This is a genomic window from Pseudomonas sp. T1.Ur (assembly GCF_023516725.1).
Lineage (GTDB): Bacteria > Pseudomonadota > Gammaproteobacteria > Pseudomonadales > Pseudomonadaceae > Aquipseudomonas > Aquipseudomonas alvandae.
In genome coordinates this window covers 6,031,685-6,052,154 of the sequence record NZ_JAMGSN010000001.1, presented here as the reverse complement: position 1 = coordinate 6,052,154, position 20,470 = coordinate 6,031,685, and the positions used below count along the sequence as shown (strand labels likewise).

Below are 20,470 nucleotides of genomic sequence, written 5' to 3'. Positions count from 1 at the left end.
GAGCTTGCTCCCGCTGGGACGGTCCGACGCTTCGGGCGCAGCGGCCCCAAGAACTTTGTGAGCGCCGCGCACTGGAGCGCCAGCCCGGTCAAGCGGGAGCAAGCTCCCTCGCCACAAATGATCTTCGCCACCCGACAGAGCCAGTCAGTCACGCCTTGTCCTCATCCACCACCGGCACCGCCGGCAAGGTGAACCCTGACACCGAGCGGCGCAGTTGGCTGGCCATCTTCGCCAGGTTGCCGATGCTCTCTGCCGTGGCCGTCGAGCCCGAGGACGTTTGCGAGGTGATTTGCTGGATCACGTTCATGGTCAAGGATATCTGCCCGGCCGAGGTGGTCTGTTGCTGCGCCGCGTTGGAAATGCTCTGGATCAACGCCGCCAGGGTCTTGGACACGCCTTCGATTTCTTCCAGGGCCACGCCGGCATCCTGGGCCAGCCGGGCGCCGCGCACCACTTCGGTGGTGGTCTGTTCCATGGAAATCACGGCCTCGTTGGTATCGGCCTGGATCGCCCGCACCAGGGTCTCGATCTGCCGCGTCGCGGCCGAGGAGCGCTCCGCCAGCCGCTGCACTTCATCGGCCACCACCGCAAACCCGCGCCCGGCATCGCCGGCCATGGACGCCTGGATCGCGGCGTTGAGAGCCAGGATGTTGGTCTGGTCGGCGATGTCGTCGATCAGGCTGACGATGTCGCCAATTTCCTGGGACGACTCGCCCAGGCGCTTGATGCGCTTGGCGGTGTCCTGGATCTGCTCGCGAATGTTGTCCATGCCATGAATGGTGTTGTGCACCACCTCGTTGCCCTTGTTGGCGATCTCCACGGAACGCTCGGCCACCGCCGACGACTCGGCGGCATTGGCCGACACCTGGTCGATGGACTGGGCCATTTCATTGATTGAAGTCGACGCTTCGGAAATTTGCTGGGCCTGGTGTTCGGACGCCTGGGCCAGGTGCATCGCCGTGGCCTGGGTTTCCTGCACCGCGGCGGCCACCTGGCCGGCAGTGAGGTTGATCGTCGCCACCAGATCGCGCAGCTGGTCCACCGAATAATTGATGGAATCGGCGATGGTCCCGGTGAAATCCTCGGTGACTGAGGCGGTGACGGTCAGGTCGCCGTCGGCCAGGTCTTCGATTTCGTCCAGCAAGCGCATGATCGCGTTCTGGTTGCGCTCGTTCTTTTCCGCCGTTTCGCGCAATTGGCGGTTGGTCTCGCGGACCATCACCAGGCCGATGAGGATGATCGACATCAGCGCCAGCAGGCCCAGCACATAGCCGCCAATGGTGTTGACGGACCGTCCGCCCGCCAGGTTTTCGAACGCCGAAGCCAGGTGCGAAGCTTCATCCAGCAGGGTTTGCGACAGGTTGAAAATGTTGCCCGCCGATTCGCGGACCTTGAACAGTTCCGGGGAGGTCTCGAGGATTTCATCCACAGAGCCCGAGACGAACTCGAACAGCTCGCTGATCTCGCTCAGGCGCGCCCGGGCATCGCGGTCCTGTACCTGGGAAATCTTCAAGGTCGGGTCGCCTTGCAGCATGCCGTTGAGCACCTGGCCGAAACGCGCGGCATCACGACCGAACGTGTCGGCGGCCTGGCTGGCGTTCTCATCCCCCGCCAACACGGTATTCACCGCGCCGAGAATCCGCTCGGCCAGCAGCGACTGGCGCTGCGCCATGGCCACCTGGGGGGCCGGCGCCCCCCGTTGCAGGAGGATTTCGACGACTTTCTCGTACTCGACTTGCAGTTGCGGCACGGTTTCGGCCAGCGTCGCCGCGACCTGATGCAGCGACAAGACGGTTTGTTCGCTGGAAAGAATGGCATCGGTGTTCTTGAGCAGGCGCTCCCAGTCCAACTGCACGGCGCGCATCTGCGGACGCAGGGTGGCGGGCGCAGGCGGCAGGCCGGTGACCGGGTCGCCCTGCTTCAGGTAACCCCAGCGCTGGGCGAAATCATTGCGCGCATCGCTCAGCAATTTGAACGCGGCGGCCTTGCCGGCGGCGGCCTCGGTGGCGTTCTTGGCGATGCGCTGGGACAACACCCGCAGCTCCCCGGCGTGGCCGATGTATTGCTTGTCATAGGTGGACTGGATGTTGAGGTACGCGAAGTTGGCGAACAACAGCATGATGAAGACAATCAACGCGACGAACAGCACGATGATCTGCGAACGACTGCGCGACGCTTCCAGTGGCTTGCCTGTTTTTGCTTTGATCATCGGTTCTCGCCTGTGCTGCCCAATCTATCCACAATCCCAAGCCCGACTCGATTCCCCGTAGGAGCTGCCGTAGGCTGCGATCTTTTGATCTTGAGGCCTACGTCAAAGCAATCTGTCTGTTGAAAAGATCAAAAGATCGCAGCCTTCGGCAGCTCCTACCCTGAGTTGTGCTGTCACCTAAACCGCCACATCCATGAACCCCGGCGATCGCGCCAGGGCAAATGGGCTGAACACCTGCCACTGCCGCTCGCCCTCGAACCGGCCCTGGACGAAGGCCGCTTCCGGACCATTGAGGTCGTTCGCCGAGGCCGACTCCAGGCTGTCCCGGGCAAAATGCTGCAGGCCGAGCACTTCGTCCACCAGCAAACCGGCGAACACCTCGTCATGGTCCACCACCAGCACCCGCCGCTGCTTGCGCACGCTGGACAGTTCATGGCCGAAGAAGCCGCACAGATCCATCAACGGCAGCAAACGCCCGCGCAGGTTAGCCACTCCGCGAACCCATGGCTTGACCCCGGGCAATGGCGTGTGGCGCGGCTCGTGCAGCACTTCGCTGACTTCACCCATGGGCGCCACGAACCAGTGTTCGCCCAGGCGAAAGCCGATGCCGCTCCAGGTGTCGCGATGGACCGGTTGGGACGGCAGGTCCGCGCCCAGCAACCGACAGCGCCGATCGATCCGCAGCAACAGCTCGAAAGCGGTCAGGGATTGGCTCATGGCCGTGCGTTCAACCCAGTACTTTGTTCAGGGTTGCGATCAGGGTGTCTTCATCCACCGGTTTGGTCAGGTAATCCCTCGCGCCTTGGCGGGTGCCCCAGACCTTGTCGGTTTCCTGGTCCTTGGTGGTGATGATGATCACCGGAATGTGCCCGGTGTCCGGGTCCTTGGTCAGTTGGCGAGTGGCCTGGAACCCGTTGAGGCCGGGCATGACGATGTCCATCAATACCGCGTCGGGTTTTTCCTGGCGGGCCAGTGCCACGCCATCGGCGCCGTTCTCAGCCTTGAGAACCTGATGACCGTGCTTTTCCAGCATGCCGGTCAGTTTGTACATTTCAGTCGGCGAATCATCGACGATCAGAACTCGTGCCATGGTGTTCCCCATTTTCTGTAGACCTCGGCCCGCAGGCCGAGCGTCATGAGTGTGCCTGGTGCGGCTGGACAGCGGAAAAGCCCGGGACATGGGCCTGTATCGCGCCCAGCAATTCTTCCTTGCTGAAAGGCTTGGTCAGAAACTGATCGGAGCCGACGATGCGCCCCTTGGCCTTGTCGAACAGGCCATCGCGGGACGACAGCATGATCACTGGCGTCGCCTTGAAGGCCCCGTTGTTCTTGATCAGGGCGCAGGTCTGGTAACCGTCCAGGCGCGGCATCATGATGTCGACAAAGATAATGCCTGGATGATGGTCGACGATCTTGGCCAGCGCATCGAAGCCGTCGACCGCCGTGATCACCTCGCAACCGACGTTGCGCAGCAGGGTTTCGGCGGTGCGGCGGATGGTCTTCGAGTCGTCGATGACCATGACCTTCAAGGCGCTGGGTTGCTGCTGCGTAAATTGCTCTGCCATTGCCACTGCGAACCGGTTTTTAACGCGTAAGTGTGAACGACAGCGCAAACCCTTGATGTTCAAGGCCCGCACGTCACATGGCAGCCTTTTTAGCACAGTCTCCATCGCCGATCTATCAGCCGCTCGGCACGGTGGTTTTTCCTTGACCGCCAATCTTCCGGGCGCCACTCTGACGCCACTTTTTCACGCCATTTGTGCCCATCGAAATTATGAGGAACCAAGCCATGAGCGTACGCGTCGGCATTGTCATGGACCCAATCGCCAGCATTTCCTACAAGAAGGATAGCTCGCTGGCCATGCTGCTGGCCGCTCAGAAGCGCGGCTGGGAACTGTTCTACATGGAGCAGCGCGACCTCTACCAGGCCGAAGGCCAGGCCCGGGCGCGGATGAAACCACTGAAAGTCTTCGCCAACCCGGAGAAATGGTTCGAACTGGGCGAGGAAAGCGATGCACTGCTGAGCGACCTGGACGTGATCCTGATGCGCAAGGATCCGCCGTTCGACATGGAATTCGTGTATTCCACCTATCTCCTGGAACAGGCTGAAAGCGCCGGCGTGCTGGTGGTCAACAAGCCGCAGAGCCTGCGCGACTGCAACGAAAAGCTGTTCGCCACGCTGTTCCCGCAATGCACGCCGCCGACAATCGTCAGCCGTCGTCCGGACGTGTTGCGTGAATTCGCCGACCATCACGGCGACGTGATCCTCAAGCCGCTGGACGGCATGGGCGGTTCTTCGATCTTCCGCCACACCGCCGGCCACCCGAACCTGTCGGTGATCCTGGAAACCCTGACCTTGCATGGCAAGCAGCAGATCATGATCCAGGGCTACCTGCCGGCCATCGTCGACGGCGACAAACGCATCCTGATGATCGACGGCGAGCCCGTGGATTATTGCCTGGCGCGCATCCCGGCCGCCGGCGAAACCCGTGGCAACCTGGCGGCCGGCGGTCGTGGCGAAGCCCGTCCGCTGACCGACAAGGACCGCTGGATCGCCGCCCAGGTCGGCCCGACACTACGGGAAAAAGGCCTGCTGTTCGTCGGCCTGGACGTGATCGGCGAGCACCTGACGGAAATCAACGTCACCAGCCCGACCTGCATCCGCGAGATCGACAATGCCTTCGGCACCGACATCGGCGGCATGCTGATGGAGGCCATCGACAAAAAGCTGCAAGCGGCAAGCCTCAAGCGGCAAGTTTGATGCAGCGTGCAGCCTGACTTGGAGCTTGAAGCTTGAAGCCTGTAGCTAAGATGCCGCCCGATCTGCCCCTAGAGCTCGCCCATCGTGGCGTGCGCCCGGCTGATCGTCTCGGTTTTACCCTGTTCCTGGCGGCGCTGATCCACTTGGCCGTGCTGCTGGGCGTCGGGTTTGCCACGGTCGAACCCAAGCAGATCAGCCAGACCCTGGAAATCACCCTGGCGACGTTCAAGAGCGAGACCAAGCCCAGGAAGGCCGACTTTCTCGCCCAGGAAAACCAGCAAGGCAGCGGCACCCTGGAAAAGAAAGCGACCCCCAAGACCACCGAGATCGCGCCGTTCCAGGACAACAAAGTCCAAAAGATCACGCCACCGCCGGCCGCCAAGCCGGAGGTCCAGGAAACGGCGCCCAAGGCTGCCGTGACCACCGTGGCGCCGAAGCCGAAAAAGGCCCCGGTCAAGGAAGAGGTCAAGCCCGATCCGAAGCCCAAGGCACCGGAGCCGACCTTCGACAGTTCACAGCTTTCCAGCGACATCGCCAGCCTGGAAGCCGAGCTGGCCCAGGAGCAACAGCTGTACGCCAAGCGCCCGCGCATCCACCGCCTCAGTGCCGCTTCGACCATGCGCGACAAGGGTGCCTGGTACAAGGACGAGTGGCGCAAGAAGGTCGAGCGCATCGGCAATCTCAATTACCCCGAGGAAGCCCGGCGCAAGCAGATCTACGGCAACCTGCGGCTAATGGTCTCGATCAACCGCGACGGCTCGCTGTACGAGGTGCTGGTGCTCGAATCCTCCGGCCAGCCCCTGCTGGACCAGGCCGCCCAGCGGATCGTGCGCCTGGCCGCGCCGTTCGCGCCGTTCACCGGCGACCTGTCGGACATCGACCGCCTGGAAATCATCCGCACCTGGAAATTCGCCCGGGGTGATCGGCTGTCCAGTAACTGACCTGCAGACGGTATCAATACCCTGTGGGAGCGAGCTTGCTCGCGATAGCAATGGATCATTCAACATGGATGGCGACTGGCACACCGCATCGCGAGCAAGCTCGCTCCCACAGGGGGTTGGTGACAGCCCCAAGCATTTCCCGGCTTGTCAGTTCGGCCCTGCCCCGCCACACTAGCGCCTATGAAAAACGTCAGCCCCACCTACCTCAAGCATCATTTCCTGATCGCCATGCCGCACATGGCCGATCCGAACTTTGCCCACACCTTGACCTACATCGTCGAGCACACGGCGAACGGGGCCATGGGATTGGTGGTCAACCGCCCGCAAGAGCTGAACCTGGCGGACATCCTTGAGCAGTTGCGCCCCGAGGTCGAGCCGCCACTGCTGTGCCAGCATGTGCCGATTTTCATCGGCGGCCCGGTGCAGACCGATCGTGGCTTCGTGCTTCACCCGTCGGGCCCCAAATTCCAGGCCACCGTCGATCTGGATGGCGTATCGCTGTCCACCTCCCAGGACGTGCTGTTCGCCATCGCCGACGGCGTCGGCCCGGAAAAAAGCCTGATTGCCCTCGGCTATGCCGGCTGGGAACCCGGGCAACTGGAAGCCGAACTGGCCGACAACGCCTGGCTGACCTGCCCGTTCGACGCCGACATCCTCTTCAACACCAGCAGCGAACTGCGCCTGGAAGCGGCGGCCAGCCGGCTGGGGGTCAACCTCAGCCTGCTCACCAGCCAGGCAGGACACGCCTGATGGCCCTGCGCTTGCTGCTGGGCTTCGATTACGGCACCAAACAGATCGGCGTGGCGGTCGGCCAGGTCATTACCGGCCAGGCCCGCGAGCTGTGCACCTTGAAGGCGCAGAATGGCGTGCCGGACTGGAACCAGGTCGAGGCACTGATCAAGGAGTGGAAACCCGACGCCGTGGTGGTCGGCCTGCCGCTGAACATGGACGGCACGCCCAGCGACATGTGCCTGCGCGCCGAAAAGTTCGCCCGCCGGCTCAACGGCCGCTACAACCTGCCCTTTTATACCCATGACGAGCGCCTGACCACCTTCGAGGCCAAGGGCGAGCGCCTGGTGCGCGGTGGACAGAAAGGCAGTTACCGCGACAATCCGGTGGACGCCATCGCCGCCGCCCTGCTGCTGCAAGGCTGGCTCGACGCCAACGCCGCCCTGTTCGAAACCTGATTTTTTTGAAAGCGCCGCCAAGGCGCTTTCTTTTAGCGATAAACCGAGTCACGAACACCGACCCGGAAACTGAAGGAGCCAGCATGAGCCTGCCCAATCCTGCCGAACTGATCAGCCAGATGGCGATTCGTCTCACAGCCCACCTGGAACAACGCGGCGTCAGCGAACCGCGCTACATCGGCATCCGCACTGGCGGCGTCTGGGTTGCCCAGGCCTTGCTCGATGAACTGGGCAGCGATTCGCCGCTGGGCACCCTGGACGTGTCCTTCTACCGCGATGACTTCAGCCAGAACGGCCTGCACCCGCAAGTGCGCCCCTCGGCCCTGCCATTCGAGATCGAAGGCCAGCACCTGGTGCTGATCGACGACGTGCTGATGAGCGGCCGGACCATCCGCGCCGCCATGAACGAACTGTTCGACTACGGCCGCCCGGCCAGCGTGACGCTGGTGTGCCTGCTGGACCTGGACGCCGCCGAGCTACCGATCCGGCCGAACGTGGTCGGCGCGACACTGACGCTGGCCGCCCATGAGCGGGTCAAGCTCTCCGGGCCGTCGCCGCTGCAACTCGAACTGCAAGACCTTGCCCTTTAACAGCCCTTGTAAGAGTCCATCGCGATGACGCCTCTCGAAACCAAGCGCCCGCTGCAGCTCAACGATCAGGGCCAGCTGCGGCACTTCCTGTCCCTCGACGGCCTGCGCCGCGAGCTGCTGACGGAAATCCTCGACACCGCCGACTCATTCCTCGAAGTCGGCGCCCGGGCGGTGAAGAAAGTCCCGTTGCTGCGCGGCAAGACCGTGTGCAATGTGTTCTTCGAAAACTCCACCCGCACCCGCACCACCTTCGAACTGGCGGCCCAGCGCCTGTCGGCGGACGTGATCACCCTCAACGTCTCCACGTCCTCGGCGAGCAAGGGTGAAACCCTGCTCGACACCTTGCGCAACCTCGAAGCCATGGCCGCCGACATGTTCGTCGTGCGCCACGGTGATTCCGGCGCCGCACACTTCATTGCCGAACACGTCTGCCCGCAAGTCGCGATCATCAACGGCGGCGACGGCCGGCACGCGCACCCGACCCAGGGCATGCTCGACATGCTGACCATCCGTCGGCACAAAGGCAGCTTCGAGAACCTGTCGGTGGCCATCGTCGGCGACATCCTGCACTCGCGGGTGGCCCGCTCGAACATGCTGGCCCTCAAGACTCTCGGCTGCCCGGACATTCGCGTGATCGCGCCGAAAACCCTGCTGCCCATCGGGGTCGAGCAATACGGCGTGAAGGTCTACACCGACATGACCGAAGGCCTGAAGGATGTGGACGTGGTGATCATGCTGCGCCTGCAACGCGAACGCATGACCGGCGGCCTGCTGCCCAGCGAAGGCGAGTTCTACCGCTTGTTCGGCTTGACCACCGCGCGCCTGGCCGGGGCCAAGCCGGATGCCATCGTCATGCACCCGGGGCCGATCAACCGCGGCGTGGAGATCGAATCCGCGGTGGCCGACGGGCCGCATTCGGTGATCCTCAACCAAGTGACCTACGGCATCGCCATCCGCATGGCCGTGCTGTCCATGGCCATGAGCGGGCAAACGGCCCAGCGCCAATTCGACCAGGAGAACGCCCAGTGAAGCTCAGCATTCTCGGCGCACGCGTGATCGATCCGGCCAGCGGCCTGGATCAAGTGACCGACATTCATATCGATGCCTGCAAGATCGTCGCCCTTGGCGCGGCGCCGGCAGGCTTCGCGGCGGTCGAGACCCTCGACGCCCAAGGCCTGGTCGCCGCCCCTGGCCTGGTCGACCTCAACGTCGCCCTGCGCGAACCGGGCTACAGCCGCAAAGGCAGCATCGCCAGCGAAACCCGCGCCGCCGCCGCCGGCGGTGTGACCAGCCTGTGCTGCCCACCGCAGACCAAACCGGTGCTGGACACCTCGGCCGTGGCCGAACTGATCCTCGACCGCGCCCGCGAAGCCGGCAACACCAAGGTCTTTCCAATCGGTGCACTGAGCAAAGGCCTCGACGGCGAGCAACTGGCCGAGCTGATTGCCCTGCGTGACGCCGGGTGCGTGGCGTTCGGCAATGGCCTGAACAGCTTCCGCAACACCCGTACGCTGTGTCGCGCACTGGAATATGCGGCGACTTTCGGCCTGACCGTCATCTTCAATTCCCAGGATCACGACCTGGCCGAAGGCGGTCTCGCCCATGAAGGGCCGACCGCGAGCTTCCTCGGCCTGCCGGGCATCCCGGAAACGGCCGAGACCGTGGCCCTGGCCCGGGACCTGCTGCTGGTGGAACAAAGCGGCGTGCGCGCGCATTTCAGCCAACTGACCAGCGCCCGTGGTGCGGCGCTGATCGCACAGGCCCAGGCCCGTGGCTTGCCGGTCACCGCCGACGTGGCGCTGTATCAGTTGATCCTGACCGACGAAGCGCTGATTGACTTCAACAGCGTCTATCACGTCCAGCCGCCGCTGCGCACCCGCGCCGACCGCGAGGGCTTGCGCGAGGCGGTGAAGTCCGGGGTGATCTCGGCCATCTCCAGCCATCACCAGCCCCACGAGCGCGACGCCAAGCTGGCACCCTTCGGGGCCACCGAGCCGGGCATCAGCAGTGTCGAACTGCTGTTGCCGCTGGCCATGACGCTGGTGGAAGACGGCCTGCTGGACTTGCCAACCTTGCTGGCGCGCTTGAGCAACGGCCCGGCCCAGGCCTTGCAGTTGCCGGTCGGGAAACTGGCCGTGGGTGCGGCGGCGGACCTGGTGCTGTTCGACCCCGCCGCGTCCACCGTGGCCGGCGAAGCCTGGCGTTCCAAGGGCGACAACTGCCCGTTCCTCGGTCACAGCCTGCCGGGCGTGGTGCGCTATACGCTGATGGATGGGCGGATTACCCACCAGGCCTGAAAAACCGCGCCGCTCCTATCGCGAGCAAGCTCGCTCCCACAGGGGATCTTCGGTGAACACAGGATATGTGAACACCTCCGAGCCAATGTGGGAGCGAGCTTGCTCGCGATGCAGGCGACTCGGTCTGTCTTACTGAAAAGCCCCACGCTTCTGCGCATTACGAATCGACACCTGGTCGTTCAGCGTCCAGAAGTCATACAGCACGCCCAGGAAAAACACCCCGCCGGTCAGCAGGTAGATGATCCCGCTGAGCCACTTTCCTTGATACATGCGATGCACGCCGAAGACACCGAGGAACGTCAGCAGAATCCACGCCACGGTGTATTCGATAGGTCCCGGGGTGAAACGCAGATCCGCTTCGCGGTCCATGGCCGGGATCAGGAACAAGTCGATCAGCCAACCGATGCCCAGCAAACCGAAGGTGAAGAACCAGATCGTGCCGGTCACCGGCTTGCCGTAATAGAAACGGTGCGCACCGGTGAAGCCGAGAATCCAGAGCAGATACCCGACCACTTTGCTGTGCGTGTCGCGGGTTGCGTCCTGCTGATAGCTGTTCATGAATGGCCTCTTTTGCCTCGATAGAAAAATTTGTTCGGACTTTTTGTGACTTTTGCGTGTCTCGCCGACAAGCGGTCCTGAGCGACTCGGACCTGTGAAACGCCCGTGTTACGGGGGTCTTGTCGGACAATCGGGTCAATTGTCGCAATTGTGCGGGGTTCAGGACGGGTTCCGGAACGACAAACGGCCTCAAAACGGCAAAAAAAGCTGTTATAAAGTTGCGCGCTAACCTTTATGAGCCTTGCCTAATGCGTCCATTTTTCAAGACATGGCTGACCATCTGCCTATTATTGCCACTGGCCGCCCACGCCACCAATCGTGAGCAACGTCTTCCCAACGTCAACGGCTACACCCCGAAATCCCATGTTTCTGCTCCAGGGAGCAAAAACAACCCAGGCACACCACGCCTGAGCACGGCCAACAGCAAGCTGGTTCCGCCCATGGCGACCAAAGCGAGCAGCAACGTGTTGAGCCGCGCCGTGAATGTACTGGGCACACCTTACCGCTGGGGCGGCAGTAGCCCAAGCAAAGGTTTCGATTGCAGCGGTTTGGTGAAGTACGCCTTCAACGACGCCACGTTCGACCTGCCTCGCACTTCCAATGCAATGGCTGCCGGTCATGGCGAGAAAGTCGAGCGCAAGGACCTCAAGCCGGGCGACCTGATTTTCTTCAAGCTCAAGAGCCGCCGGGTCAACCACGTGGCGATCTACCTGGGCAACGACCGCTTCATCCACGCGCCACGGCGGGGCAAGTCGGTGACCATCGACACGCTGAACAAGCCGTACTGGGACACCCACTACGTGGTTGCCAAGCGTGTCCTGCCGAAAGAACCGGGCGCGCTGCGCGTGGTTCAGCGCTGATCACCGCCTGTGGCGAGGGAGCTTGCTCCCGCTGGGCCTGTAGGAGCTGCCGAGCGAAGCGAGGCTGCGATCTTTCCTCTGACGCTTGAGTTTCAAGAAGATCGCAGCCTTCGGCAGCTCCTACAGTGCCCACCCTGCGGGAGCAAGCTCCCTCGCTAAAAAAGCGGTACTGCCTCCTGCCCTAGAAATTATCCGGCGTACGCGCCCGTTCCCGCGCATGTTCGCGGCTGATCAGCCCCTTGTTCACCAGGTCCTTCAGGCACATGTCCAGCGTCTGCATCCCCAGCGAGCCGCCGGTCTGGATCGACGAATACATCTGCGCGATCTTGTCTTCCCGAATGAGATTGCGGATCGCCGAGGTGCCGAGCATGATTTCGTGCGCCGCGACCCGCCCGCCGCCGATCTTCTTGACCAGCGTCTGGGAGATCACCGCCTGCAGCGACTCCGACAGCATCGAACGCACCATGGACTTCTCATCGCCCGGGAACACGTCCACCACCCGGTCAATGGTCTTCGCTGCGGAAGTCGTGTGCAGCGTGCCGAATACCAAATGCCCGGTTTCCGCAGCGGTCAGCGCCAGGCGGATGGTTTCCAGGTCACGCATTTCCCCCACCAGGATCACATCCGGGTCTTCCCGCAGGGCCGAGCGCAGGGCCGTTGAGAACCCCTGGGTGTCACGGTGCACCTCGCGTTGGTTGATCAGGCATTTGCGCGGCTCATGGACGAACTCGATCGGGTCCTCGATGGTAAGGATGTGATGGTGCTTGTGGCTATTCAAGTAATCGATCATCGCCGCCAGGGTCGTGGACTTGCCTGAACCTGTAGGCCCGGTCACCAGCACGAGCCCGCGTGGGGCCTCGGTGATCTTGCGGAACACCTCGCCCATGCCCAGGTCTTCCATGGTCAGGACTTTCGACGGGATGGTCCGGAACACCGCCCCGGCGCCGCGATTCTGATTGAAGGCGTTGACCCTGAACCGCGCCACACCCGGCACGTCGAAGGAGAAATCCGTTTCCAGAAATTTCTCGTAATCCACTCGTTGCCGGTCGTTCATGATGTCGTAGATCAGCTCATGAACCTGTTTATGGTCCAGTGCCGGCAGGTTTATCCGGCGCACATCGCCGTCGACACGGATCATCGGCGGCAGCCCGGCGGACAGGTGCAGGTCCGACGCCCCCTGTTTGGCGCTGAAGGCCAACAGTTCAGTGATATCCATAGCGCTCCTCAATTCCAGTAGAATGCCGCGAACCTCAGACCCGCTGGCCTTTCTTTATGACCACGATAGCAGACAACATTGCTCAGGTTAGATCGCGCATCCATGCGGCGGAGCAAGCCGCCCAGCGTGCCGCAGACAGCGTCCAGCTGCTGGCAGTGAGCAAGACCAAGCCCGCCCAGGCCCTGCGCGAAGCCTATGCCGCCGGCCTCAGGGACTTCGGCGAGAACTACCTGCAAGAAGCGCTTGGCAAGCAGGCGGAACTGACCGACCTGCCCTTGATCTGGCACTTCATCGGCCCCATTCAATCGAACAAGACGCGCGCTATTGCCGAACATTTCGACTGGGTGCACTCCGTGGATCGCCTGAAAATTGCCCAACGCCTGTCCGAGCAGCGCCCGGCCGAGCTGCCGCCGCTGAACATCTGCATCCAGGTCAACGTCAGCGGCGAAGCCAGTAAATCCGGTTGCACACCGACGGACCTGCCAGCCCTCGCCAAGGCCATCGCCGCATTGCCACGTCTCACGTTGCGCGGGTTGATGGCCATTCCCGAACCGACCGACGATCGCGCCGAGCAGGATGCGGCGTTTGCGGCCGTCCAGCGCCTGCAAGCCAGCCTGGACCTGCCCCTGGATACGTTATCCATGGGCATGAGCCACGACCTCGAATCCGCCATCACCCAAGGCGCCACCTGGGTGCGCATCGGTACTGCATTGTTTGGCGCTCGCGACTACGGTCAAACACCCAGCTGATCCATTCATCTCTTTATAAGGACCTGTCATGAGCAACACGCGTATTGCCTTTATCGGCGCCGGCAACATGGCCGCCAGCCTGATCGGCGGCCTGCGGGCCAAGGGCCTGGACGCATCCATGATTCGCGCCAGCGATCCGGGTGAAGAGACTCGCAAGCGGGTCAGCGCCGAGCACGGCATCGAAACCTTCGCCGACAATGCCCAGGCCATCGACGGCGTGGACGTCATTGTGCTGGCGGTCAAGCCGCAAGCGATGAAGACCGTCTGCGAAGCCCTTCGCCCGAATCTCAAGCCTCATCAACTGGTGGTGTCGATTGCCGCAGGCATTACCTGCGCGAGCATGAACAACTGGCTCGGTGCCCAGCCGATCGTGCGCTGCATGCCCAACACCCCAGCCCTGCTGCGCCAGGGTGTCAGCGGTCTGTATGCGACCGGCCAAGTGAGCGCCGGACAGCGCCAGCAGGCCGAAGAACTGCTATCGGCCGTCGGCCTGGCGCTGTGGCTGGAGACCGAGCAGCAACTGGATGCCGTCACCGCCGTCTCCGGCTCGGGCCCGGCGTATTTTTTCCTGCTGATCGAAGCCATGACCGCCGCCGGCGAGAAACTCGGCCTGCCCCGCGAGACCGCCGCCCAGCTGACCTTGCAGACGGCCCTCGGCGCTGCCCACATGGCGGTGTCCAGTGACGTCGATGCGGCCGAGCTGCGCCGTCGCGTGACGTCTCCGGCCGGCACCACCGAAGCGGCCATCAAATCGTTCCAGGCCGGGGGCTTCGAAGCCCTGGTGGAAAAAGCACTCGGCGCCGCCGCGCACCGCTCGGCCGAAATGGCCGAACAATTGGGCCAATAAGGAGCCATTCATGATTGGATTGAACACTGCAGCGGTCTATGTCCTGCAAACCCTCGGCAGCCTGTACCTGCTGATCGTGCTGATGCGCTTTGTGCTGCAACTGGTGCGCGCCAACTTCTACAACCCGCTGTGCCAGTTCGTGGTCAAGGCTACCCAGCCGCTGCTCAAGCCGTTGCGCCGGATCATCCCGAGCCTGTTCGGCCTGGACATGTCCTCGCTGGTGTTGGCGATCCTGGTGCAGTTGGCACTGATGGCGCTGACCCTGCTGTTGACCTACGGCACCACCGGCAACCCGCTGCAACTACTGATCTGGTCGATCATCGGCGTCACCGCGCTGTTCCTGAAGATATTCTTCTTCGCCTTGATCATCAGCGTGATCCTGTCCTGGGTCGCACCGGGCAGCCACAACCCGGGCGCCGAACTGGTGAACCAGATCTGCGAGCCGGCCCTGGCGCCGTTCCGTCGCATCGTGCCGAACCTCGGCGGCCTGGATATCTCGCCGATCCTGGCGTTCATGGTGCTCAAGCTGCTCGACATGCTGGTGATCAACAACCTGGCGGCGATGACCATGATGCCGGAGATTCTGCGGGTGCTGATCTAAAGCACGCTGCAGCTTTTCCTGTGGCGAGGGAGCTTGCTCCCGCTGTGCTCTGTAGGAGCTGGCGAAGCCTGCGATCTTTTGATCTTGATCTTGATCTTGATCTTGATCTTGATCTTGATCTTGATCTTGATCTTGATCTTGATCTTAATCTTTCGCTCACGACTCAATTGTCAGGGGAAAGATCGCAGCCTCGTTGCACTCGGCAGCTCCTACGCAGCGCCTACACAGCGCCTACACAGCTCCTACGGGGGGCGCTTCGCGCTGGAGCGCCAGCCCGGCCAGCGGGAGCGAGCTCCCTCGCCACAGATAGATCCAGTCGCCACAGGGTTTGCATCAGCGAACAATCAGCGCGGGCCTTTGCTTGCCGCTAACCCCAGCGGTCTTTAGACTTACGCCTCATTTCAACGCGAGCAGGGTCGATGCCAGCTGCCTTTCCCCCCGATTCCGTTGGTCTGGTGACGCCGCAAATGGCGCATTTCAGCGAGCCCCTGGCCCTGGCCTGCGGCCGTTCGTTGCCAGCCTATGACCTGATCTACGAAACCTACGGCACCCTCAATGCCACGGCGAGCAACGCCGTGCTGATCTGCCACGCCTTGTCGGGGCATCACCACGCCGCCGGCTACCACAGCGTCGATGACCGCAAGCCCGGCTGGTGGGACAGTTGCATCGGCCCCGGCAAGCCCATCGACACCAACCAGTTCTTCGTCGTCAGCCTGAACAACCTCGGCGGTTGCAATGGTTCCACCGGCCCCAGCAGTATCAACCCCGACACCGGCAAGCCTTTCGGCGCCGATTTCCCGGTGTTGACCGTGGAAGACTGGGTCCACAGCCAGGCGCGCCTGGCAGACCGTCTCGGCATCGCCCAATGGGCAGCGGTGATCGGCGGCAGCCTGGGCGGCATGCAGGCGCTGCAATGGACCATCACCTACCCGGACCGCGTACGCCACTGCCTGGCAATTGCCTCGGCACCCAAGCTGTCGGCGCAGAACATCGCCTTCAACGAAGTGGCGCGCCAGGCGATCCTCACCGACCCCGAATTCCACGGCGGTTCGTTCCAGGAACACGGCGTGATCCCCAAGCGCGGGCTGATGCTGGCGCGGATGGTCGGGCACATCACCTACCTGTCCGACGATTCCATGGGCGAGAAATTCGGTCGTGGCCTCAAGAGCGAGAAGCTCAACTACGACTTCCACAGCGTCGAGTTCCAGGTCGAGAGCTACCTGCGCTACCAGGGTGAAGAGTTCTCCGGACGCTTCGACGCCAACACCTACCTGCTGATGACCAAGGCGCTGGACTACTTCGATCCGGCGGCGAACTTCGACGATAACCTGGCGAAAACCTTCGCCAACGCCACCGCCAAGTTCTGCGTGATGTCGTTCACCACCGATTGGCGCTTCTCCCCGGCCCGCTCGCGGGAGCTGGTGGACGCGCTGATGGCCGCGCGCAAGGACGTCTGCTACCTGGAAATCGACGCGCCCCAGGGCCACGATGCCTTTCTGATTCCGATCCCGCGCTACCTGCAGGCGTTCGGCAACTACATGAACCGTATTACGCTGTGAGGACGCCATGAGAGCCGATCTGGACATCATCCAGGAATGGATCCCCGCCGGCAGCCGCGTGCTCGACCTGGGCTGCGGCAACGGCGAATTGCTGACCTGGCTGCGGGACAACAAGCAAGTGACGGGCTACGGGCTGGAAAATGACCCGGACAACATCGCCGAATGCGTGGCCAAGGGCATCAACGTCATCGAGCAGGACCTGGACAAGGGCCTGGGCAACTTCGCCAGCAACAGCTTCGACATCGTGGTCATGACCCAGGCCCTGCAAGCCGTGCATTACCCGGACAAGATCCTCGACGAAATGCTGCGCGTCGGGCGCCAGTGCATCATTACCTTTCCCAACTTCGGTCACTGGCGGTGCCGCTGGTACCTGGCGAGCAAGGGGCGGATGCCGGTGTCGGAATTCCTGCCCTACACCTGGTACAACACGCCGAACATCCATTTCTGCACCTTCGAGGATTTCGAAGAACTGTGCCGCGAGCGTGAAGCCAAGGTCATCGATCGCCTGGCCGTGGATCAGCAGCACCGGCACGGGTGGGCCAGCAAGCTATGGCCTAATCTGTTAGGTGAGATAGGCATTTATCGGGTCAGCAGCCCAGGCCTCGCCGATCATCAGGTCGCGGTGTGAACACCGGCCTTCCCAGGAGCACGACATGAAACGTCTAGGGTTGTTTCTCATCACCGCCTGCCTAAGCGTCGGCGTCATGGCCGCCGATGTCATCAAGGGCGAGCGCAAGGAAGTGTTCGGTGACGTCACCGTACACTACAACACCTTCAACTCCACCTTCCTCACCCCCGACATCGCCAAGGGCGCCGAGCTGATCCGCAGCAAGAACCAGGGCGTGATCAATGTCTCGGTGATCAAGGATGGCAAGCCGCTGATCGTCCAGGTCAGCGGCACGGTCAAGGACCTGACCAGCAAGACGGTCCCGCTCAGCTTCCGCCAGATCACTGAGCCAGGCGCGATTTATTACGTCGCCCAATACCCGGTGGACCAGCAGGAAACCCGCACCTTTGAAATCAAGGTGCAGATCGGCGACAAGATCAACACCCTCAACTTCAACCAGGAACTGTTCCCGGGCCAATGATCAAGCTCACCCAACTCGTGCTGGCCAGCCACAACGCCGGCAAACTCAAGGAACTCCAGGCGATGCTCGGCGGGTCGGTGCAATTGCGTTCGATCGGCGAGTTCAGCCAGGTGGAACCGGAAGAGACCGGCCTGTCGTTCGTCGAGAACGCCATTCTCAAGGCCCGCAACGCCGCGCGCATCTCCGGCCTGCCGGCACTGGCCGACGACTCCGGCCTGGCGGTGGATTTCCTCGGCGGCGCGCCGGGCATCTATTCGGCCCGTTACGCCGATGGCAAGGGTGACGCGGCGAACAACGCCAAGCTGCTCGAAGCCCTCAAGGATGTTCCTGAAGCCGAGCGCGGCGCGCAGTTCGTCTGTGTGCTGGCGCTGGTGCGCCATGCCGATGACCCGCTGCCGATCCTCTGCGAAGGCCTGTGGCATGGACGCATCCTCACCGAAGCCAGCGGCGAGCACGGTTTCGGCTACGACCCATTGTTCTGGGTGCCGGAGCGCAGTTGCTCCAGCGCCGAGCTGGGACCGGTCGAAAAGAACCAACTGAGCCACCGCGCCCGCGCCATGGCCCTGCTGCGCCAACGCCTGGGCCTGCAATGACCATCGACGCCCCCGCACCGCTGATCCACGGCGGCGCGCAAACCCCTCGGGCGCCACTGCCGGTGCTGCCGCCCCTGGCGTTGTACGTCCATATCCCGTGGTGTGTGCGCAAATGTCCGTATTGCGATTTCAACTCCCACACCGCCAGCCCGCAGTTGCCGGAAGAAGCGTATGTCGACGCCTTGCTGGACGATCTCGACCAGGATCTGCACGCGGTTCATGGTCGTGAACTGAGCTCGATATTTTTCGGCGGCGGCACGCCAAGTCTGTTCAGCGCCCAGGCCTTGGGGCGGTTGCTTCAAGGTGTCGAAGCACGCATTCCCTTCGCGTCGGACATTGAAATCACCCTGGAAGCCAACCCCGGTACGTTCGAGCAAGAGAAATTCGTCGCCTACCGGGCGCTGGGTATCAACCGCCTCTCCATAGGCATCCAGAGTTTCCAGCAGGCCAAGCTCGAAGCGCTGGGCCGGATCCACAACGGTGACGAGGCGGTGCGCGCCGCTGGCATGGCCCGTCAGGCCGGGTTCGATAACTTCAACCTCGACTTGATGCACGGCTTGCCTGACCAGTCCCTCGAAGACGCCTTGGGCGATCTGCGCCAGGCCATTGCGCTGAAGCCCACTCATTTGTCCTGGTATCAGCTGACGCTGGAGCCGAATACCGTGTTCTGGAACCAGCCGCCAACCTTGCCGGAAGACGACACGCTGTGGGACATCCAGGAAGCCGGGCAAGCGCTGCTGGCCGAGCACGGCTACGCCCAGTACGAAGTCTCGGCGTATGCCCAGCCCGGTCGAGCGGCGCGGCACAACCTCAACTATTGGAGCTTCGGCGACTTCATCGGCATCGGCGCCGGGGCCCACGGCAAGCTCAGCCATCCGGACGGGCGCATCGTGCGCACCTGGAAGACCCGCCTGCCCAAGGACTACCTCAACCCGGCCAAGCGCTTCCTGGCCGGCGAAAAGAACCTCGCCAACGAAGAACTGCCTTTCGAGTTCCTGATGAACGCCCTGCGGCTCACCGAAGGTGTAGCGGCGCAACTTTATCCGGAGCGCACCGGCCTGCCCCTGGAAAGCCTGGCCGAAGGCCGGCGCGAGGCAGAACAAAGTGGGTTGTTGCAGGTCGAACCGTCACGTCTGGCGGCGACCGAGCGCGGACAGCTGTTTCTCAACGACTTGCTGCAGAAATTTCTGAGCTGATCAACACAAGGAAATCGAATGGATCTGGTACTCGACCTGCTCGCCACCGTGTCCCGCTGGAGCCGCAGTAACTTGTCGGAAATTTCCCTGGCATTGGTAGGCTGCTTGCTGGTGCTGTTTGGTGCCGATATCAAGGGCTGGGTCGAACAACGCCTGGGCAGCATCGCCGGCGCGTTGCGCGTCCCGCTGATTGCCCTGCTGTGCATGATCGGCAGCGGCGCCGCGCTGATCTACGCCACCCCGTGGATCGTCCGGGGCTTGAGCCAGTTCAACAACTACAGCCTGGCGCCGGTGTTGCTGGTGGTGCTGGTGTTGATTGGCGTGGTGGCGGATCGGCGCTGAGCCAGCCGCAACCAAAAACAACTGTGGGAGCGAGCTTGCTCGCGATGGCGGTGTAACAGTCAACATTGATGTTGAATGTCATGCCCTCATCGCGAGCAAGCTCGCTCCCACAGGGGGTCCCATTTCACCATGGGTCTTCTGGTGTTTACGCCAACTTCTCGAACTTCAAATCCCAAACCCCATGCCCAAGCCGTTCGCCACGGCGTTCGAACTTGGTGATCGGCCGTTCGGCCGGGCGCGGTACGCACTTGCCGTCTTCGGCCAGGTTGCGATAACCCGGGGCGACGTTCATCACTTCCAGCATGTATTCGGCGTAGGGCTCCCAGTCGGTGGCCATGTGCAACACACCGCCGACCTTCAATTTGCTGCGCACCAGCTCAGCGAACGACGCCTGGACGATCCGCCGCTTGTGGTGACGACTTTTGTGCCACGGATCCGGGAAAAACAGCATCAGCCGATCGAGGCTGTTGTCGGCGATGCAGCGATTGAGCACTTCAATGGCGTCGCAATCGTAGACCCGCAGGTTGGTCAGGCCTTGGGTCAACACTCCGTTGAGCAATGCTCCGACGCCCGGGCGGTGTACTTCCACCCCGATGAAGTCCTGTTCCGGCGAAGCAGCAGCCATCTCCAGCAACGAATGGCCCATGCCAAAGCCGATTTCCAGCGAGCGCGGCGCCGAACGGCCGAAGACCTGGTCAAAATCCACCGGGGCATCGGCCAAGGGCAGGACGTAAAGCGGCGCGCCCTGCTCCAGGCCGCGTTGCTGGCCTTCAGTCATGCGCCCGGCGCGCATCACGAAACTCTTGATGCGGCGGTGTTGGCGCTCTTCGCCTTCTTCCGGGAGGACAGGCGTGTCGTTCGATTCAGTCATCAATG

Annotated in this window: 24 protein-coding genes; 17 read left to right on the top strand and 7 right to left on the bottom strand. The window is 62.6% G+C overall.

All coding sequences use genetic code 11. From position 1 onward, the window contains the following. Positions 1–148: 148 nt before the first annotated feature. The 4 genes from M8Q45_RS26850 to M8Q45_RS26835 form a co-directional block, all read right to left on the bottom strand. On the bottom strand, positions 149–2,209 hold the full coding sequence (locus M8Q45_RS26850) for a methyl-accepting chemotaxis protein (RefSeq protein ID WP_249877063.1): 2,061 nt from the start codon (positions 2,207–2,209) through the stop codon (positions 149–151). Positions 2,210–2,386: 177 nt separating this feature from the next. Next, positions 2,387–2,926 (bottom strand): chemotaxis protein CheW, encoded by a 540-nt coding sequence (locus tag M8Q45_RS26845; RefSeq protein ID WP_249877062.1) that lies wholly within the window; start codon positions 2,924–2,926, stop codon positions 2,387–2,389. A gap of 10 nt (positions 2,927–2,936) precedes the next feature. Then, the gene (pilH, locus tag M8Q45_RS26840; protein ID WP_030137899.1) at positions 2,937–3,299 is read right to left on the bottom strand and encodes a twitching motility response regulator PilH; all 363 of its coding nucleotides are present in this window, start codon (positions 3,297–3,299) and stop codon (positions 2,937–2,939) included. Positions 3,300–3,342: 43 nt separating this feature from the next. Continuing rightward, entirely contained in the window at positions 3,343–3,774 is a 432-nt protein-coding gene (locus tag M8Q45_RS26835) for a response regulator (RefSeq protein ID WP_181288195.1), read from the bottom strand. Positions 3,775–3,998: 224 nt separating this feature from the next. On the opposite strand from M8Q45_RS26835, the gene gshB reads away from it, so the two are divergent. The 7 genes from gshB to M8Q45_RS26800 all read left to right on the top strand — a co-directional run bounded on the left by gshB (position 3,999) and on the right by M8Q45_RS26800 (position 9,985). Continuing rightward, positions 3,999–4,970 (top strand): glutathione synthase, encoded by a 972-nt coding sequence (gene gshB, locus M8Q45_RS26830; RefSeq protein ID WP_249877061.1) that lies wholly within the window; start codon positions 3,999–4,001, stop codon positions 4,968–4,970. A 50-nt stretch (positions 4,971–5,020) separates the two neighbouring features. Next, positions 5,021–5,911, top strand: coding sequence for an energy transducer TonB (locus tag M8Q45_RS26825; protein WP_249877398.1), 891 nt, complete (start codon positions 5,021–5,023; stop codon positions 5,909–5,911). A 180-nt stretch (positions 5,912–6,091) separates the two neighbouring features. Then, a complete protein-coding gene (locus M8Q45_RS26820; protein ID WP_249877060.1) occupies positions 6,092–6,661 on the top strand; it encodes a YqgE/AlgH family protein in 570 nt (189 codons plus the stop codon). Further along, positions 6,661–7,098 (top strand): Holliday junction resolvase RuvX, encoded by a 438-nt coding sequence (gene ruvX / locus M8Q45_RS26815; protein ID WP_003177497.1) that lies wholly within the window; start codon positions 6,661–6,663, stop codon positions 7,096–7,098. The genes M8Q45_RS26820 and ruvX overlap by 1 nt, the downstream gene beginning before the upstream one ends. Positions 7,099–7,181: 83 nt before the next feature. Then, positions 7,182–7,688, top strand: a complete 507-nt coding sequence (pyrR, locus tag M8Q45_RS26810) for a bifunctional pyr operon transcriptional regulator/uracil phosphoribosyltransferase PyrR (protein ID WP_249877059.1) — start codon at positions 7,182–7,184, stop codon at positions 7,686–7,688. Positions 7,689–7,712: 24 nt separating this feature from the next. Next, the gene (locus tag M8Q45_RS26805) at positions 7,713–8,717 is read left to right on the top strand and encodes an aspartate carbamoyltransferase catalytic subunit (protein WP_003177495.1); all 1,005 of its coding nucleotides are present in this window, start codon (positions 7,713–7,715) and stop codon (positions 8,715–8,717) included. After that, positions 8,714–9,985, top strand: coding sequence for a dihydroorotase (locus M8Q45_RS26800; protein ID WP_249877058.1), 1,272 nt, complete (start codon positions 8,714–8,716; stop codon positions 9,983–9,985). The genes M8Q45_RS26805 and M8Q45_RS26800 overlap by 4 nt, the downstream gene beginning before the upstream one ends. 129 nt (positions 9,986–10,114) lie before the next feature. On the opposite strand, the gene M8Q45_RS26795 is transcribed toward M8Q45_RS26800, so the two are convergent. After that, complete coding sequence (locus M8Q45_RS26795) at positions 10,115–10,543, bottom strand: NINE protein (protein WP_249877057.1); 429 nt, start codon at positions 10,541–10,543, stop codon at positions 10,115–10,117. Between the two features lie 248 nt (positions 10,544–10,791). Between M8Q45_RS26795 and M8Q45_RS26790 the strand changes: the two genes are divergently transcribed. Continuing rightward, complete coding sequence (locus M8Q45_RS26790; RefSeq protein WP_249877056.1) at positions 10,792–11,403, top strand: C40 family peptidase; 612 nt, start codon at positions 10,792–10,794, stop codon at positions 11,401–11,403. Positions 11,404–11,584: 181 nt separating this feature from the next. Here the strand turns inward: M8Q45_RS26790 and M8Q45_RS26785 are convergent, their stop codons facing one another. Next, positions 11,585–12,619: a type IV pilus twitching motility protein PilT gene (locus M8Q45_RS26785; protein ID WP_030137909.1), complete on the bottom strand. Its 1,035-nt coding sequence runs from the start codon at positions 12,617–12,619 to the stop codon at positions 11,585–11,587. A gap of 56 nt (positions 12,620–12,675) precedes the next feature. On the opposite strand from M8Q45_RS26785, the gene M8Q45_RS26780 reads away from it, so the two are divergent. From M8Q45_RS26780 to M8Q45_RS26740, 9 genes are all read left to right on the top strand, one after another. After that, a complete protein-coding gene (locus M8Q45_RS26780) occupies positions 12,676–13,368 on the top strand; it encodes a YggS family pyridoxal phosphate-dependent enzyme (protein WP_249877055.1) in 693 nt (230 codons plus the stop codon). Positions 13,369–13,396: 28 nt separating this feature from the next. Beyond that, positions 13,397–14,215, top strand: a complete 819-nt coding sequence (gene proC, locus M8Q45_RS26775) for a pyrroline-5-carboxylate reductase (protein ID WP_030137911.1) — start codon at positions 13,397–13,399, stop codon at positions 14,213–14,215. 10 nt (positions 14,216–14,225) lie between these two features. After that, a complete protein-coding gene (locus M8Q45_RS26770) occupies positions 14,226–14,816 on the top strand; it encodes a YggT family protein (protein ID WP_030137912.1) in 591 nt (196 codons plus the stop codon). A gap of 419 nt (positions 14,817–15,235) precedes the next feature. Then, complete coding sequence (gene metX, locus M8Q45_RS26765; RefSeq protein WP_249877054.1) at positions 15,236–16,375, top strand: homoserine O-succinyltransferase MetX; 1,140 nt, start codon at positions 15,236–15,238, stop codon at positions 16,373–16,375. A gap of 7 nt (positions 16,376–16,382) precedes the next feature. Continuing rightward, positions 16,383–17,003 carry a methionine biosynthesis protein MetW gene (metW, locus tag M8Q45_RS26760; RefSeq protein WP_198796881.1) on the top strand — a complete coding sequence of 207 codons (621 nt, stop codon included), beginning with the start codon at positions 16,383–16,385 and terminating at the stop codon, positions 17,001–17,003. Between the two features lie 25 nt (positions 17,004–17,028). After that, the gene (locus M8Q45_RS26755) at positions 17,029–17,463 is read left to right on the top strand and encodes a DUF4426 domain-containing protein (RefSeq protein WP_249877053.1); all 435 of its coding nucleotides are present in this window, start codon (positions 17,029–17,031) and stop codon (positions 17,461–17,463) included. After that, positions 17,460–18,056, top strand: coding sequence for an RdgB/HAM1 family non-canonical purine NTP pyrophosphatase (gene rdgB, locus M8Q45_RS26750; RefSeq protein WP_030137916.1), 597 nt, complete (start codon positions 17,460–17,462; stop codon positions 18,054–18,056). The genes M8Q45_RS26755 and rdgB overlap by 4 nt, the downstream gene beginning before the upstream one ends. After that, complete coding sequence (hemW, locus tag M8Q45_RS26745) at positions 18,053–19,252, top strand: radical SAM family heme chaperone HemW (RefSeq protein ID WP_249877052.1); 1,200 nt, start codon at positions 18,053–18,055, stop codon at positions 19,250–19,252. The genes rdgB and hemW overlap by 4 nt, the downstream gene beginning before the upstream one ends. Before the next feature lie 18 nt (positions 19,253–19,270). Then, positions 19,271–19,594, top strand: a complete 324-nt coding sequence (locus M8Q45_RS26740; protein WP_014340681.1) for a DUF3392 domain-containing protein — start codon at positions 19,271–19,273, stop codon at positions 19,592–19,594. Between the two features lie 145 nt (positions 19,595–19,739). Here the strand turns inward: M8Q45_RS26740 and trmB are convergent, their stop codons facing one another. Beyond that, on the bottom strand, positions 19,740–20,465 hold the full coding sequence (gene trmB, locus M8Q45_RS26735; protein ID WP_030137918.1) for a tRNA (guanosine(46)-N7)-methyltransferase TrmB: 726 nt from the start codon (positions 20,463–20,465) through the stop codon (positions 19,740–19,742). Positions 20,466–20,470 lie beyond the last annotated feature (5 nt).